Source organism: Corynebacterium marambiense (assembly GCF_016342275.1).
Classification (GTDB): Bacteria; Actinomycetota; Actinomycetes; order Mycobacteriales; family Mycobacteriaceae; genus Corynebacterium; species Corynebacterium marambiense.
This window is the reverse complement of record NZ_JAEIOT010000004.1, coordinates 136,835-152,503: the sequence shown is the minus strand read 5'-3', so window position 1 is coordinate 152,503 and position 15,669 is coordinate 136,835. Positions and strand designations below refer to the sequence as shown.

Below are 15,669 nucleotides of genomic sequence, written 5' to 3'. Positions count from 1 at the left end.
ACGATGCCCCCGAAGAAGAAGAAAAAGGTCACCGGACTGATCAAGCTGCAGATCCAGGCGGGACAGGCCAACCCGGCCCCGCCGGTCGGCCCCGCCCTGGGTGCCCATGGTGTCAACATCATGGAATTCTGCAAGGCCTACAACGCCGCCACCGAGCAGCAGCGCGGCAACGTCGTCCCCGTCGAGATCACCGTCTTCGAGGACCGCTCCTTCGAGTTCAAGCTGAAGACCCCGCCGGCAGCCAAGCTGCTGCTGAAGGCCGCAGGCCTGCAGAAGGGCTCCGGCGTGCCGCACACCCAGAAGGTGGGCAAGGTCACCATGGCCCAGGTCAAGGAGATCGCGGAGACCAAGAAGGAAGACCTCAACGCGAACGACATCGACGCTGCGGCGAAGATCATCGCGGGAACAGCCCGGTCCATGGGCATCGAGGTCGAGGGTTAGTCACCTCGCGGCTCCGCCCCCGGACACCGGGAGCGGAGTATGTGGGAGGGCCCGCTTCGGCCCGCACCACACATTCCCAACCGCTTTTCACCCCTGAAAACTAAGGAATCACAATGAGCAAGCAGTCCAAGGCATATCGCGCAAAGGCAGAGAAGATCGACGCGGGACGCATCTACGCCCCGATCGAGGCCGCCCGCCTCGTCAAGGAGACCTCCTCCGACAACTTCGACGCAACGGTCGACGTCGCCATCCGTCTGGGCGTCGACCCCCGCAAGGCCGACCAGCTCGTCCGCGGCACCGTCTCCCTGCCGAACGGCACCGGTAAGACCGTCCGCGTCGTCGTCTTCGCCGCAGGCGAAAAGGCGACACAGGCTGAAGAAGCCGGCGCCGACATGGTCGGAACCGATGAACTGATCGAGAAGATCCAGGGCGGCTGGACCGACTTCGACGCCGCGATCGCCACCCCGGACCAGATGGCCAAGGTCGGTCGCGTTGCCCGCGTCCTCGGCCCACGTGGCCTCATGCCCAACCCGAAGACCGGCACCGTGACCATGGACGTCGCGAAGGCCGTCACCGAGATCAAGGGCGGCAAGATCTCCTTCCGCGTCGACAAGGCCTCCAACCTGCACGCCGTGCTGGGTAAGGCTTCCTTCGAGGCCGAGAAGCTGGCCGAGAACTACGGCGCTCTCATCGACGAGCTGCTGCGTCTCAAGCCCTCCTCTTCCAAGGGTGCCTACCTGAAGAAGGTCACCATCTCCTCCACCAACGGTCCCGGCATCCCCGTGGACAACACCGTGGTGAAGAACTACCTCGACGAGCCTCAGGTCTAAATCAGCGCACCTCTGGCTTGATCCCCGGCTTGACCGGAGAGCTCCGCGTTCGTCCATCGTGATGGAACGACGCGGGGCTCTCTGCGTCTCCGGGGGCCGTGTCCTTCCTGGCGATCGGGGAGGGGGCCGGGAATGCGTCGACGAATGGGTGGCGCCAGTGATTTGACCTACCGGGTCCGCGTGCATACACTGAGCCACCGAAGTTTGAACGGCGCGTTTTCAACGCGACGAGCTCAAGTTTCACCGAAGACCGTCGGTCATCCCGGTTCCCCGGGATCGAAGGTTTCCGCACCGCGGAACGGCCCACGCAGGAGACACTTGGAGCCTCCCTCTTTCCGAGGTGTGCCCCCCGTGCTCTTGCACGGGGCTTTGTCATGTTCCCACCGTTCACACGGTCGGTGACGCGGCAGTGCCCCGGCGGATCAGACGACCTACACACATGAGGAAGGAGGCGAAGTAATGGCTAACGCAAAGAACGTCGCCGCAGTGGCTGAACTCAAGCAGCGCTTTGAGTCCACCAACGCCGTCGTGCTCACCGAGTACCGCGGCCTCTCCGTGGCTCAGACCACTGAACTGCGTCGGGCTCTCGGCTCGGATGTCACCTACTCCGTCGCCAAGAACACCATGATCAAGCTGGCTGCGAAAGAAGCCGGCGTCGAAGGTCTTGACGACATCCTGACAGGTCCCACCGCCATCGCCTTCATCAAGGGCGAGGCTGTTGATGCAGCCAAGGCGATGAAGGACTTCGGTAAGGACAACAAGGCATTCGTGGTCAAGGGTGGCTACATGGACGGCGAATTCCTGAGCGCAGCTCAGGTTGAAGCCATCGCCGAGCTGGACAACCGCGAGACCACTCTCGCGAAACTGGCGGGCGCCATGCAGGGCAGCTTGGCAAAGGCCGCAGGCCTGTTCAACGCACCCGCTTCCCAGATCGCACGCCTCAGCGCTGCGCTCCAGGAAAAGAAGCAGGGCGAAGAATAAGTCATCTCCTGTCACACGGCAGGAGATGCACAGAGTTAGACCACAGCACAAACTTTTCGGCCCGGTGCACCCGGGCCACCAACTGAAAGGACTGCCACCATGGCTAAGTTCACCAATGACGAGCTCATCGAGGCCTTCAAGGAAATGACCCTCATCGAGCTCTCCGAGTTCGTGAAGCTCTTCGAGGACACCTTCGACGTCACCGCCGCCGCTCCGGTCGCCGCCGTCGCCGCCGGCGCCCCCGGTGCCGCTGCCGCAGCTGAGGAAGAGAAGGACGAGTTCGACGTCGTTCTCGAGGATGCCGGCGCAAAGAAGATCGGCGTGATCAAGGCTGTCCGCGAGATCGTCTCCGGCCTGGGCCTGAAGGAAGCCAAGGAGCTCGTCGAGTCCGCTCCGAAGGCGATCCTCGAGGCTGCGTCCAAGGACGACGCCGAGGCTGCCAAGACCAAGCTCGAAGAGGCTGGCGCCAAGGTTTCCCTGAAGTAATCCCCCGGGATCCACTTCCGCCACCGGCCTGGTCGGTGGCCCACGACAATGGCCCGCTCGGTTACCCCTGAAAACTGGGGTCCGTGCGGGCCCTTGTCGTCCTCCCGTTCCCTGCCAGGACCCCGTAGGGGGCAAAAACCACGCTTCATTACGAGGCGGCGCACGGGGTAGCATCGGGTCATGCTTGCGAAGTCGCGTATTTTCTCGGTGCTGCTCCTCGGATTGGGGGCCGCCCTCGTCACCTGGGGGCTGGTGTCGCCGCACTTCTTCCACGACGACGGGAGGCTGCCGCTGTCGTTGGAGGACACGACGCTGACCGTGCGCGACGAGAACGCGCGGACCACGCTGAACCCGGGGCCGGGGGAGATTCTTCCGGCAGCGGTGATCCGCCAGCATCACGTTGAACTGCTCGATCCGGCCGACGCGGAGACCGTCACCGTTCGGATCGGATCGACGATGATGCGTGAAGCCAACGAGGAGGACATTGAGCGCCTTGTCGAGGCGTCGGTGTGGAGCTTCGTCATGGATCGCACCACCGGTGAGGCTGTGGGGCCGGCGACGATGACATCCCAGCTCGGGCTTCCGCCGGTGGAGGTGCCCATGACAGGTCTCTGGGCGAAGTTTCCCACCGATCCGGGGAAGACGACCTACGAGGTGTTTGACGGGACACTGCGGGGGAGCGCACCCGCGGTGTACACCGACACCGTCGAGCGCGGCGGACGGCAACTCAACATCTACCGCCAGACGATCGAGCCCACGAACCTGGCAACGCGGTACGCCGACATGTTCAACACCACGACGTTCGAGACCGGGGATGGCGGAACAGAGCCCGGGTACCTGTTCTACTCGGCTGACCGTGACTGGTACGTGGACACGGAGACAGGTCTGGTCGTGGACATCCACGAGAACCTCGAGACGTACTACGGAACCCGGACCGGTGAACCGCGTGAGCAGGTCCTCGTCTTCACCGGCGAGGGGACGGAGGAATCCGTCGACCGTCTCATCACACAGGCCGAGCGGATCCCCGACGGATCGGAGCAACGCGCCGTCATCACCGTGCTGCTCATCACCGGTGCCGTCCTCATGATCATCGGGTTGATCGGGGCTCTGTTCGGCGGGCGGCGGCGCCGACGAGGGACTACGGGGCCGGTCCGCAACACGTGATGCGGTGCGGTCGCGGGAATTTGGGATCCGGTGTGCCCGCTGATCTGTTATGGTGGCGCCAAAGGTACGGTTTCCCGCTCCCCGGTGTGGACCGTGGCGGGTGCCGGTCGGTGACCTGGTTCCCACCCGGAACTGCCACATCGACCACGGTAGCCACCGGAAACCGATGCTTTACAGGCGGAAGAAAATAGTATAAGCTAGCTCGTTGCGCTGGAATCTCTTTCCGGTTATCCTGTCTGACCTTGACCAACCTGGTTCAAAAAACCGGTTTGACAAGGTCATTCAGTGCTATCCGGAGATGAATGGTTCCACAGCAGACCACATGCTAAAAATTCTAGCGGAACGGGCCCACCATCGTCGTGGGTGTGCCCACCGCGTGAGGTGCTGGAAGGACGCATCTTGGCAGTCTCCCGCCAGACCAAGTCAGTGACCGAAATCCCCGGAGCTCCGCAGCGTTATTCGTTCGCGAAGATCACCGAGCCCATCGAGGTGCCCGGTCTTCTCGACCTGCAGCTCGAGTCGTTCGCATGGCTCGTCGGCACGCCCGAGTGGCGTGAACGCACCCAGGCCGAAGCGCCTGAGGGTGCCCGAGTGACCAGTGGACTGGAGGACATCCTCGAGGAACTGTCCCCGATCCAGGACTACTCCGGAAACATGTCCCTTTCCCTGTCCACGCCACGCTTCGAAGAGGTCAAGAACTCTATCGATGAATGCAAGGACAAGGACATCAACTACTCCGCTCCGCTGTACGTGACAGCGGACTTCGTCAACAACGAAACCGGAGAAATTAAGTCCCAGACCGTCTTCATCGGCGATTTCCCGATGATGACCGACAAGGGCACCTTCATCGTCAACGGAACCGAACGCGTTGTTGTCAGCCAGCTGGTGCGTTCTCCCGGAGTCTATTTCGACCAGACCATCGACAAGTCCACCGAGCGGCCCCTGCACGCCGTGAAGGTGATTCCCTCCCGCGGTGCCTGGCTCGAGTTCGACGTGGATAAGCGCGACACCGTCGGTGTCCGCATCGACCGGAAGCGCCGTCAGCCCGTCACCGTGCTGCTGAAGGCGCTCGGCTGGACGACCGAGCAGATCGTGGAGCGTTTCGGTTTCTCCGAGATCATGATGTCGACCCTCGAGGCCGACGGTGTCTCCAACACCGACGAGGCCCTGCTGGAGATCTACCGCAAGCAGCGTCCCGGCGAGCAGCCCACGCGCGATCTCGCGCAGTCGCTTCTGGAGAACTCCTTCTTTAACGCCAAGCGGTACGATCTGGCGAAGGTCGGCCGCTACAAGGTCAACCGCAAGCTGGGTCTCGGCGGCGACAACGAGGGTAACCTCACGCTGACCGAGGACGACATCGCGACTACCATCGAGTACCTCGTCCGCTTGCATGCGGGGGAGAACTCCATGGAGTCCCCGAGCGGCCGGACCATCCCGGTCGAGACCGACGACATCGACCACTTCGGCAACCGCCGACTGCGCACCGTCGGCGAGCTGATCCAGAACCAGGTCCGCGTCGGTCTGTCCCGGATGGAGCGTGTTGTTCGGGAGCGGATGACCACCCAGGACGCTGAGTCGATCACCCCGACCTCGCTGATCAACGTGCGTCCGGTCTCCGCGGCGATCCGCGAGTTCTTCGGAACCTCGCAGCTGTCGCAGTTCATGGACCAGAACAACTCATTGTCCGGGCTGACTCACAAGCGGCGTCTCTCCGCACTGGGCCCCGGCGGTCTTTCCCGGGAGCGCGCGGGCATCGAGGTCCGCGACGTGCACCCGTCGCACTACGGCCGCATGTGCCCCATCGAGACCCCGGAGGGCCCGAACATCGGCCTGATTGGCTCGCTGTCCTCGTATGCCCGGGTCAATCCCTTCGGCTTCATCGAGACCCCGTACCGCAAGGTCGTCGACGGCCGTCTCACCGACGAGATTGACTACCTCACCGCGGACGAGGAAGACCGCCACGTCGTCGCACAGGCGAACACTCCCTACAACGAGGACGGTCTGATCTCCGAGGAGCAGGTCGTCGTGCGCATGAAGGGTGGAGACAACGAGGTCGTCGACCGGGAGCGCATCGACTACATGGACGTTTCGCCGCGCCAGATGGTCTCCGTCGGCACTGCGATGATCCCGTTCCTTGAGCATGATGACGCCAACCGTGCCCTGATGGGTGCGAACATGCAGAAGCAGGCTGTGCCGCTGGTCCGTGCCGAGTCGCCGTACGTCGGCACCGGCATGGAGCTGCGCGCCGCCTATGACGCCGGTGACATCATCATCTCCACCAAGTCGGGTGTCGTCGAGAACATCGCCGCCGACTTCATCACCGTGATGGGTGACGACGGTATCCGCGACACCTACATGCTGCGTAAGTTCCAGCGGACGAACCAGGGCACCTGCTACAACCAGAAGCCCATCGTGAATATGGGCGACCGTGTCGAGGAAGGCCAGGTTCTCGCCGACGGCCCCGGCACCCACAAGGGCGAGATGGCGCTCGGGCGGAACTTGCTCGTCGCCTTCATGCCCTGGGAAGGCCACAACTACGAGGATGCGATTATCCTCAACCAGCGCCTGGTGGAGGAGGACGTCCTCACCTCGATCCACATCGAGGAACACGAGATCGACGCCCGCGACACCAAGCTCGGTGCCGAGGAGATCACCCGTGAGATCCCGAACGTCTCCGAGGAGGTCCTCAAGGACCTCGACGATCGTGGCATCGTGCGCATCGGCGCCGACGTCCGCGACGGTGACATCCTGGTCGGTAAGGTCACGCCGAAGGGCGAGACCGAGCTGACCCCCGAGGAGCGCCTCCTGCGTGCCATCTTCGGTGAGAAGGCCCGCGAGGTCCGCGACACCTCCATGAAGGTTCCGCACGGTGAGACCGGCAAGGTCATCGGTGTGCGCCGTTTCTCCCGTGAGGATGATGACGACCTCGCGGCCGGCGTCAACGAGATGATTCGCGTCTACGTCGCCCAGAAGCGCAAGATCCAGGACGGTGACAAGCTCGCCGGCCGCCACGGCAACAAGGGTGTCGTCGGCAAGATCCTCCCCGCCGAGGACATGCCCTTCCTACCCGACGGCACTCCGGTCGACATCATCCTGAACACCCACGGCGTTCCGCGTCGTATGAACATCGGCCAGGTCCTCGAGGTCCACCTCGGTTGGCTCGCCGCCGCCGGTTGGCACGTCGATCCGGAAGACGTCAAGAACGCCGAGCTCATCAAGACCCTGCCCGAGTCGCTCTACGACGTCCCGCCGGAGTCCCTCACCGCCACCCCGGTGTTCGACGGTGCCTCCAACGAGGAGCTCGCGGGCCTGCTCGCGAACTCCCGACCGAACCGCGACGGCCAGACGCTGGTCGACGGCAACGGCAAGGCGCAACTGTTCGACGGTCGCTCCGGTGAGCCCTTCCCGTACCCGGTGTCGGTCGGCTACATGTACATGCTGAAGCTGCACCACCTGGTCGACGAGAAGATCCACGCCCGCTCCACCGGCCCGTATTCCATGATCACCCAGCAGCCGCTCGGTGGTAAGGCCCAGTTCGGTGGACAGCGCTTCGGTGAGATGGAGGTGTGGGCGATGCAGGCATACGGTGCCGCCTACACCCTGCAGGAACTCCTGACCATCAAGTCCGACGACGTCGTTGGCCGGGTCAAGGTCTACGAGGCCATCGTCAAGGGTGAGAACATCCCGGACCCGGGTATCCCGGAGTCGTTCAAGGTTCTGCTCAAGGAGCTGCAGTCGCTGTGCCTGAATGTCGAGGTCCTCTCGGCCGACGGCACCCCGATGGAACTCGGGACCACCGACGACGACGAGTTCGACCAGGCGGGGGCCTCACTGGGCATCAACCTGTCCCGCGACGAGCGAACCGACGACGTGGCCTGACGGTCACCCGGGTCCGCACGACGGTCTGACCGCGGCCGCCCGCCCCACCGGGGCGGGCAACTAATCACCGATATTCTTTTTCTTCACACAACACCCCCGGAGAGACGGGGGGAAAGGGAGTTACGTGCTCGACGTCAACTTCTTCGACGAACTCCGCATCGGCCTGGCTACGGCCGACGACATTCGCCGCTGGTCCAAGGGCGAGGTCAAAAAGCCGGAGACCATCAACTACCGAACCCTCAAGCCCGAGAAGGACGGCCTGTTCTGCGAGCGGATCTTCGGACCCACCCGAGACTGGGAGTGCGCCTGCGGCAAGTACAAGCGCGTCCGCTACAAGGGCATCATCTGTGAGCGCTGCGGCGTCGAGGTGACCAAGTCCAAGGTGCGCCGTGAGCGCATGGGACACATCGAGCTCGCCGCTCCGGTCACCCACATCTGGTACTTCAAGGGAGTCCCGTCGCGTCTCGGCTACCTGCTGGATCTCGCGCCCAAGAACCTTGAGCGCATCATCTACTTCGCGGCGAACATCATCACCTCCGTCGATGATGAAGCCCGCCACAACGACCTGTCCACTCTCGAAGCCGAGATGCTCCTGGAGAAGAAGGACGTCGAGGCCGACGCCGAGTCCGACATCGCCGACCGGGCCCAGAAGCTTGAGGAGGACCTCGCCGAACTCGAGGCCGCCGGTGCGAAGGCCGATGCTCGCCGCAAGGTGCAGAACGCCGCGGACAAGGAGATGCAGCACATCCGCGAGCGTGCGGAGCGCGAGGTCGCGCGACTCGACGAGATCTGGAACACCTTCGTTAAGCTCGCCCCGAAGCAGATGATCGTCGACGAGACGATCTACTCGGAGCTCGTCGACCGCTACGAGGACTACTTCACCGGCGGCATGGGCGCGGAGGCCATCCAGACGCTCATCCGCAACTTCGATCTCGACGCCGAGGCCGAGGAACTGCGCACCATCATCAACGAGGGCAAGGGCCAGAAGAAGGCCCGCGCCCTGAAGCGCCTCAAGGTCGTCGCCGCGTTCCAGCGCTCGGGCAACGACCCGGCGGGCATGGTCCTGGACAGCATCCCGGTGATCCCGCCGGAGCTGCGCCCGATGGTCCAGCTCGACGGTGGCCGGTTCGCCACCTCCGACCTGAACGACCTCTACCGTCGCGTGATCAACCGCAACAACCGCCTCAAGCGCATGATCGATCTTGGCGCCCCCGAGATCATCGTCAACAACGAGAAGCGGATGCTGCAGGAGTCCGTTGACGCCCTGTTCGACAACGGTCGCCGCGGCCGTCCGGTCACCGGCCCGGGCAACCGCCCGCTGAAGTCGCTGTCCGATCTCCTCAAGGGCAAGCAGGGTCGCTTCCGTCAGAACCTGCTCGGTAAGCGCGTCGACTACTCCGGTCGTTCCGTGATCATCGTCGGCCCGCAGCTCCGTCTGCACGAGTGCGGCCTGCCGAAACTGATGGCGCTGGAGCTGTTCAAGCCTTTCGTCATGAAGCGCCTGGTCGAGCGCGAGTACGCGCAGAACATCAAGTCCGCGAAGCGCATGGTCGAGCGCCAGCGCCCCGAGGTCTGGGATGTGCTTGAGGAGGCCATCTCCGAGCATCCCGTGATGCTGAACCGCGCCCCCACCCTGCACCGCCTGGGTATCCAGGCCTTCGAGCCCGTGCTCGTCGAGGGTAAGGCCATCCAGCTGCACCCGCTCGCCTGTGAGGCCTTCAACGCCGACTTCGACGGTGACCAGATGGCCGTCCACCTGCCGCTGTCCGCGGAGGCCCAGGCCGAGGCCCGCATCCTGATGCTCGCCTCGAACAACATCCTTTCCCCGGCGTCCGGTAAGCCGCTGGCCATGCCCCGACTGGACATGGTCACGGGTCTGTACTTCCTCACGCTGGACAAGAACCCTGACGAGCTGGGTGGTCAGGGCGCGTACGAGCCCGCGACCGAGAACGGCCCCGAACGTGGTATCTACAGCTCCTTCGCCGAGGCGATCATGGCCTACGACCGAGGTGTGCTGGGCCTGCAGGCCCCGATCAAGGTCCGTATCTCGCACCTGCGTCCACCGGCGGACATCGAGGCGGAGCAGTTCCCCGATGGCTGGAAGCGCGGCGACGTCTGGATGGCGCACACCACTCTCGGCCGCATCATGTTCAACGATCTGCTGCCGTGGAACTACCCCTACCTTGAAGGCGTCATGGTCCGTAAGGGCGGCGGCACCGACAAGATCATGCTCGGTGACGTCATCAACGATCTCGCCTCGCGGTACCCGATGATCACCGTCGCGCAAACGATGGACAAGATGAAGGACGCCGGCTTCTACTGGGCCACCCGGTCCGGCGTCACCATCACCATGTCTGACGTGCTCGTGCTCCCCAACAAGGCCGAGATCCTCGACCGGTACGAGGCCGAGGCCCGCGAGGTCGAGCGGAAGTACTGGGTCCAGGGTGCACTCACCGAGCGTGAGCGCTACGACCGTCTGGTCGAGCTCTGGAAGGATGCCACGGACACCGTGGGTAAGGCCGTTGAGGACATGTACCCCGACGACAACCCGATCCCCATGATCGTGAAGTCCGGCGCCGCCGGTAACATGCGCCAGATCTGGACGCTGGCGGGCATGAAGGGCATGGTCGTGAACTCGAAGGGTGACTACATCACCCGTCCGATCAAGACCTCCTTCCGCGAGGGCCTGTCCGTTCTGGAGTACTTCAACAACTCCCATGGTTCGCGTAAGGGCTTGGCCGACACCGCGCTGCGTACCGCCGACTCCGGCTACCTGACCCGTCGCCTCGTCGACGTCGCGCAGGACGTCATTGTCCGCGAGGAGGACTGCGCCACCCGTCAGGGTGTCAAGGCCCCCGTCGCGGTCGAGGTCACCGACGCACTGGGCAACGTCACCGGCTACCGTCGCCACCAGCTCATCGAGACCTCCGTCACTGGTCGCGTGCTCGCGGCTGATGCCACGAATCCGGCGGGCGAGGTCATTCTCGCCGCTGGTTCCGACCTGGGTGAACTGGAGATCGACGCTCTCGTCGAGGCCGGTGTCGCGGAGGTCAAACTCCGCAGCGTTCTCACCTGCCAGACGCCCACTGGTGTCTGTGCGAAGTGCTACGGCCGCTCGATGGCGTCCGGTAAGCAGGTCGACATCGGCGAGGCCGTCGGCATCGTCGCCGCCCAGTCGATCGGCGAACCCGGTACCCAGCTGACCATGCGTACGTTCCACCAGGGTGGTGTCGGTGGCGACATCACCGGTGGCCTGCCCCGTGTTCAGGAGCTCTTCGAGGCCCGCGTCCCGAAGAACAAGGCCCCGATCGCGTCGGTTGCCGGAACTGTGCACCTCGAGGATGAGGGCAACTTCTGGACCCTGACCATCACCCCGGATGACGGTTCGGATGAGGTCGTCTACGAGAAACTGTCCAAGCGGCAGGGTCTCGCGATGATCAACGCCCCGATGGAGTACTCCCCGGGCTCGCACATTGACCGCACTCTGCAGGAAGGCGACCACGTTGACGTGGGCGACCGACTGCTCCGCGGACCGGCCGATCCGCACGACGTGCTCGAGGTTCTCGGGCGCCGCGGTGTGGAGCAGCACCTCATCGATGAGGTGCAGGCCGTCTATCGTGCGCAGGGTGTGGCGATTCACGACAAGCACATCGAGATCATCATCCGCCAGATGCTGCGTCGCGGCACCGTCATCGAGTCCGGCTCCACCGAGTTCCTCCCCGGAACGCTCGTGGACCTCGCCGAAGCGAAGCTGGCCAACGCCGAGGCCCGTGCGGTCGGCGGCGAGGTGGCTGCCCTGCGCAGCGAGATCATGGGTATCACCAAGGCCTCGCTCGCGACCGAGTCCTGGCTGTCGGCGGCCTCCTTCCAGGAGACCACCCGGGTGCTCACCGACGCGGCGATCAACAAGCGCTCCGACAAGCTCATCGGGCTCAAGGAGAACGTGATCATCGGTAAGCTCATCCCGGCCGGTACCGGCATCTCCCGCTACCGCAACATCTCGGTCAAGCCGACCGAGGCGGCGCGGAACGCGGCGTACGCCATCCCGACCTACGGCGACTCGATCTACGGCGACGACGGCTACGGTGAGTTCACCGGCGCCTCCGTCCCGCTGGACGACTACAGCTAGTCAGCGGTGGAAAACTGGGGAACCTGATTCCCCCGTTACCCTGAAGCCCCCGGTGAGATGACCTCCATCTCACCGGGGGCTTTCCCTGTTCCACCGTCCGGGGATCGCTGCGGGTGCTGTCACGACGGTATGGACAGTGTCGGTGATAAAACGCGAGGGGAGTAAGTTCGAGCCTGCATACGATCTCCGCGGCCGAGAGTTGGTTTTTCTGTGACTGATGGGGTAGTCTGATCCAACAGTCCCACGTCTCCATGGTGGGAGCCTGAATTCCCCGGTAGGCCAGCGAGAGCGGCTGACTGGGTTTCGCGTGTTTTCATTAGATTTGCGCTTTCAGGCGACAAGCAAGGAACGTACAGTACTCGGTCGGCTACATCGAACCGAGGAAGCCGATCAGACAAGAAAGACGGTTCATGCCCACTATTCAGCAGCTGGTCCGTAAGGGCCGCCACGACAAGACCACCAAGGTGAAGACTGCGGCGCTCAAGGGTTCGCCCCAGCGCCGTGGCGTGTGCACCCGCGTGTACACCACCACCCCGAAGAAGCCGAACTCGGCGCTCCGAAAGGTCGCGCGTGTCCGCCTGACCTCCGGCATCGAGGTTTCCGCCTACATCCCCGGTGAGGGCCACAACCTGCAGGAGCACTCCATGGTGCTCGTGCGCGGCGGCCGTGTGAAGGACCTTCCCGGTGTCCGTTACAAGATCGTTCGTGGTTCCCTCGACACCCAGGGTGTCAAGGACCGCAAGCAGGCCCGTTCCCGCTACGGTGCGAAGAAGGAGAAGTAAGACATGCGTAAGTCTGCAGCGCCGAAGCGCGAAGTAGTCAAGGATCCGGTCTACAACTCCGAGCTCGTGACCCAGCTGGTCAACAAAGTGCTCCTGGACGGCAAGAAGTCCACCGCTCAGCGCATCGTCTACGGCGCGCTCGAGACCTGCCGCGAGAAGACCGGAACCGATCCCGTCGGCACCCTTGAGAAGGCCCTCGGCAACGTCAAGCCCGATCTCGAGGTCCGTTCCCGTCGCGTCGGTGGCGCCACCTACCAGGTGCCCGTCGAGGTCCGCCCGGGCCGCGCCAACACCCTCGCCCTGCGGTGGCTCGTGAACTTCACCCGCCAGCGCCGTGAGAAGACGATGACCGAGCGTCTCGCCAACGAGATCCTGGATGCCGCCAACGGCCTCGGTGCCTCGGTGAAGCGTCGCGAGGACACCCACAAGATGGCTGAGGCCAACCGCGCCTTCGCCCACTACCGCTGGTAAGAGCAGTAGATCAGCTGATGGCCCCCTCGCCGTTCACACCGTGTCACACCCGCCGTCCCGGATGCCTCTCGTATTCGGCGCGGTCGGGACGACGTGGTCCGGTGTCGGGGTCATCGTGCTCATCGACGGTCGGTCGTTTCCGGCCCGTGTCCACGACGATGCGGGTTGCGGGACAGCCGGCGCCGTTCACCTCCGGTTCACCCGGAGGGCCTAAGCTCTCTACGAGCGGCTGGCCCGGGTACGGGCCGTGGCGCGGTACGGCAAAGAATTCATATCCACCGGTGACAACACCGTCCGGGCAGACGTCCGGGCAATCACCAAGAACCAACGAGTTTGGGGAACACTGTGGCACAAGAAGTGCTTACTGACCTGAATAAGGTCCGCAACATCGGCATCATGGCCCACATCGATGCCGGCAAGACCACCGCTACCGAGCGAATTCTCTTCTACACCGGTATCAACCGGAAGGTCGGCGAGACCCACGACGGTGCTTCGACCACCGACTGGATGGAGCAGGAGAAGGAGCGCGGCATCACCATCACCTCCGCCGCGGTCACCTGTTTCTGGAACAACAACCAGATCAACATCATCGACACCCCCGGTCACGTCGACTTCACCGTCGAGGTCGAGCGCTCCCTGCGCGTCCTCGATGGCGCGGTCGCCGTCTTCGACGGTAAGGAGGGCGTCGAGCCCCAGTCGGAGCAGGTGTGGCGTCAGGCCGCGAAGTACGAGGTCCCGCGTATCTGCTTCGTCAACAAGATGGACAAGCTGGGCGCCGACTTCTACTTCACCGTCAAGACGATCATCGAGCGCCTCGGCGCCAAGCCGCTGGTTCTCCAGCTGCCCATCGGTGCGGAGGACGACTTCGACGGTGTCGTCGACCTGCTGAACATGCGCGCGATCACCTGGCGCGGCAAGGTCGATATCGGAACCGAGCCGACCTACGAGGAGATCCCCGAGGATCTCAAGGAGATCGCCGAGGAGTACCGCGAGAAGCTGCTCGAGGCTGTCGCGGAGTCCGACGAAGAGCTCATGGAGAAGTACTTCGGTGGTGACGGCCTGTCGATCGAGGAGATCAAGGGCGCCATCCGGAAGATGACGGTCAACTCCGAGGTCTTCCCGGTTCTCTGTGGCTCCGCCTACAAGAACAAGGGCATCCAGCCCCTGCTCGACGCCGTCATCGACTACCTCCCGACCCCGCTGGATATCGGTGAGGTGCACGGGCACAAGGTCGGCGACGAAGCCGTCGAGATGTCCCGCAAGCCCAGCGTCGACGAGCCCTTCTCTGCTCTTGCCTTCAAGATCGCCGCACACCCGTTCTTCGGCAAGCTCACCTTCGTTCGCGTCTACTCTGGCCGTGTTGACCCGGGCGCCCAGGTCATGAACTCGACCAAGGGCAACAAGGAGCGCATCGGCAAGCTCTTCCAGATGCACGCCAACAAGGAGAACCCGGTAGAGGAGGCCCGCGCAGGTAACATCTACGCGTTCATCGGTCTGAAGGACACCACTACCGGTGACACCCTCTGCGACCTCAACGACCAGATCATCCTGGAGTCCATGGACTTCCCGGACCCGGTTCTGCAGGTCGCCATCGAGCCGAAATCGAAGGCTGACCAGGAGAAGCTCGGTACCGCCATCCAAAAGCTCGCGGAAGAGGATCCCACCTTCACCGTCAAGCTCGACGATGAGACCGGTCAGACCGTCATCGGCGGCATGGGCGAGCTCCACCTCGACGTCCTCGTCGATCGTATGCGCCGCGAATTCAAGGTCGAGGCCAACGTTGGTGCTCCGCAGGTCGCCTACCGCGAGACGATCCGTAAGCCCGTCGAGAAGCTCGAGTACACCCACAAGAAGCAGACCGGTGGTTCGGGTCAGTTCGCGAAGGTCGTCATCGCCCTGGAGCCCTACTCGCCGAATCCCGAGGACCTTGAAGAGGGCGAGTCCGCGATCTACAAGTTCGAGAACGCCGTTACCGGTGGTCGCGTCCCGCGCGAGTACATTCCCTCCGTCGACGCCGGTATCCGGGACGCCATGCAGTACGGTTACCTCGCAGGGTTCCCGTTGGTCAATATCAAGGCATCCCTGCTTGACGGCCAGTACCATGAGGTCGACTCTTCCGAAATGGCCTTCAAGGTCGCCGGTTCACAGGCACTGAAGGAAGCGGTAGCAAAGGCCAAGCCGGTCCTGCTTGAGCCCGTCATGGCCGTCGAGGTCACCACCCCCGAGGAATACATGGGTGAGGTCATCGGTGACGTCAACTCCCGTCGTGGCCAGGTCCAGGCCATGGAGGACCGCGCGGGCGCCAAGGTCGTCAAGGCCAAGGTCCCGCTCTCCCAGATGTTCGGCTACGTCGGCGACCTGCGTTCCAAGACGCAGGGCCGTGCCAATTACTCGATGATCTTCGACTCCTACGCGGAGGTTCCCACGAACGTGGCGGCCGAGATCATTGCCGAGCGTAACGGCACCTCCAACTAGGAGGTCGCCGGTCGGGGATGAAGAACGCCAT

11 protein-coding genes are annotated in these 15,669 nt (G+C 63.7%); 10 read left to right on the top strand and 1 reads right to left on the bottom strand.

Going from position 1 to position 15,669, the window contains the following annotated elements; translation table 11 throughout:
- Positions 1 to 3: 3 nt before the first annotated feature.
- The 9 genes from rplK to rpsG all read left to right on the top strand — a co-directional run bounded on the left by rplK (position 4) and on the right by rpsG (position 13,163).
- On the top strand, positions 4 to 441 hold the full coding sequence (rplK, locus tag JDV76_RS00760) for a 50S ribosomal protein L11 (protein ID WP_198734977.1): 438 nt from the start codon (positions 4 to 6) through the stop codon (positions 439 to 441).
- Between the two features lie 113 nt (positions 442 to 554).
- On the top strand, positions 555 to 1,271 hold the full coding sequence (rplA, locus tag JDV76_RS00755) for a 50S ribosomal protein L1 (protein ID WP_198734976.1): 717 nt from the start codon (positions 555 to 557) through the stop codon (positions 1,269 to 1,271).
- Between the two features lie 459 nt (positions 1,272 to 1,730).
- Complete coding sequence (gene rplJ, locus JDV76_RS00750; protein ID WP_198734975.1) at positions 1,731 to 2,252, top strand: 50S ribosomal protein L10; 522 nt, start codon at positions 1,731 to 1,733, stop codon at positions 2,250 to 2,252.
- Between the two features lie 99 nt (positions 2,253 to 2,351).
- Positions 2,352 to 2,738, top strand: coding sequence for a 50S ribosomal protein L7/L12 (gene rplL, locus JDV76_RS00745; RefSeq protein ID WP_198734974.1), 387 nt, complete (start codon positions 2,352 to 2,354; stop codon positions 2,736 to 2,738).
- A gap of 180 nt (positions 2,739 to 2,918) precedes the next feature.
- The gene (gene pgfA, locus JDV76_RS00740; protein WP_198734973.1) at positions 2,919 to 3,902 is read left to right on the top strand and encodes a cell envelope lipid trafficking protein PgfA; all 984 of its coding nucleotides are present in this window, start codon (positions 2,919 to 2,921) and stop codon (positions 3,900 to 3,902) included.
- A 381-nt stretch (positions 3,903 to 4,283) separates the two neighbouring features.
- On the top strand, positions 4,284 to 7,781 hold the full coding sequence (rpoB, locus tag JDV76_RS00735; RefSeq protein WP_198735310.1) for a DNA-directed RNA polymerase subunit beta: 3,498 nt from the start codon (positions 4,284 to 4,286) through the stop codon (positions 7,779 to 7,781).
- A 124-nt stretch (positions 7,782 to 7,905) separates the two neighbouring features.
- A complete protein-coding gene (locus tag JDV76_RS00730; RefSeq protein WP_198734972.1) occupies positions 7,906 to 11,910 on the top strand; it encodes a DNA-directed RNA polymerase subunit beta' in 4,005 nt (1,334 codons plus the stop codon).
- A 410-nt stretch (positions 11,911 to 12,320) separates the two neighbouring features.
- On the top strand, positions 12,321 to 12,692 hold the full coding sequence (gene rpsL / locus JDV76_RS00725) for a 30S ribosomal protein S12 (protein WP_198734971.1): 372 nt from the start codon (positions 12,321 to 12,323) through the stop codon (positions 12,690 to 12,692).
- A gap of 3 nt (positions 12,693 to 12,695) precedes the next feature.
- Positions 12,696 to 13,163 (top strand): 30S ribosomal protein S7, encoded by a 468-nt coding sequence (gene rpsG, locus JDV76_RS00720; protein ID WP_198734970.1) that lies wholly within the window; start codon positions 12,696 to 12,698, stop codon positions 13,161 to 13,163.
- A 43-nt stretch (positions 13,164 to 13,206) separates the two neighbouring features.
- On the opposite strand, the gene JDV76_RS00715 is transcribed toward rpsG, so the two are convergent.
- Positions 13,207 to 13,353, bottom strand: a complete 147-nt coding sequence (locus JDV76_RS00715) for a hypothetical protein (protein ID WP_198734969.1) — start codon at positions 13,351 to 13,353, stop codon at positions 13,207 to 13,209.
- Between the two features lie 155 nt (positions 13,354 to 13,508).
- On the opposite strand from JDV76_RS00715, the gene fusA reads away from it, so the two are divergent.
- On the top strand, positions 13,509 to 15,638 hold the full coding sequence (gene fusA / locus JDV76_RS00710) for an elongation factor G (RefSeq protein WP_198734968.1): 2,130 nt from the start codon (positions 13,509 to 13,511) through the stop codon (positions 15,636 to 15,638).
- Positions 15,639 to 15,669 lie beyond the last annotated feature (31 nt).

Bases quoted from the DNA above. Each gene is read 5' to 3' on its own strand.
- rplK (WP_198734977.1), top strand. From the start codon at position 4: ATGCCCCCGAAGAAGAAGAAAAAGGTCACCGGACTGATCAAGCTGCAG.
- rplA (WP_198734976.1), top strand. From the start codon at position 555: ATGAGCAAGCAGTCCAAGGCATATCGCGCAAAGGCAGAGAAGATCGAC.
- rplJ (WP_198734975.1), top strand. From the start codon at position 1,731: ATGGCTAACGCAAAGAACGTCGCCGCAGTGGCTGAACTCAAGCAGCGC.
- rplL (WP_198734974.1), top strand. From the start codon at position 2,352: ATGGCTAAGTTCACCAATGACGAGCTCATCGAGGCCTTCAAGGAAATG.
- pgfA (WP_198734973.1), top strand. From the start codon at position 2,919: ATGCTTGCGAAGTCGCGTATTTTCTCGGTGCTGCTCCTCGGATTGGGG.
- rpsL (WP_198734971.1), top strand. From the start codon at position 12,321: ATGCCCACTATTCAGCAGCTGGTCCGTAAGGGCCGCCACGACAAGACC.
- rpsG (WP_198734970.1), top strand. From the start codon at position 12,696: ATGCGTAAGTCTGCAGCGCCGAAGCGCGAAGTAGTCAAGGATCCGGTC.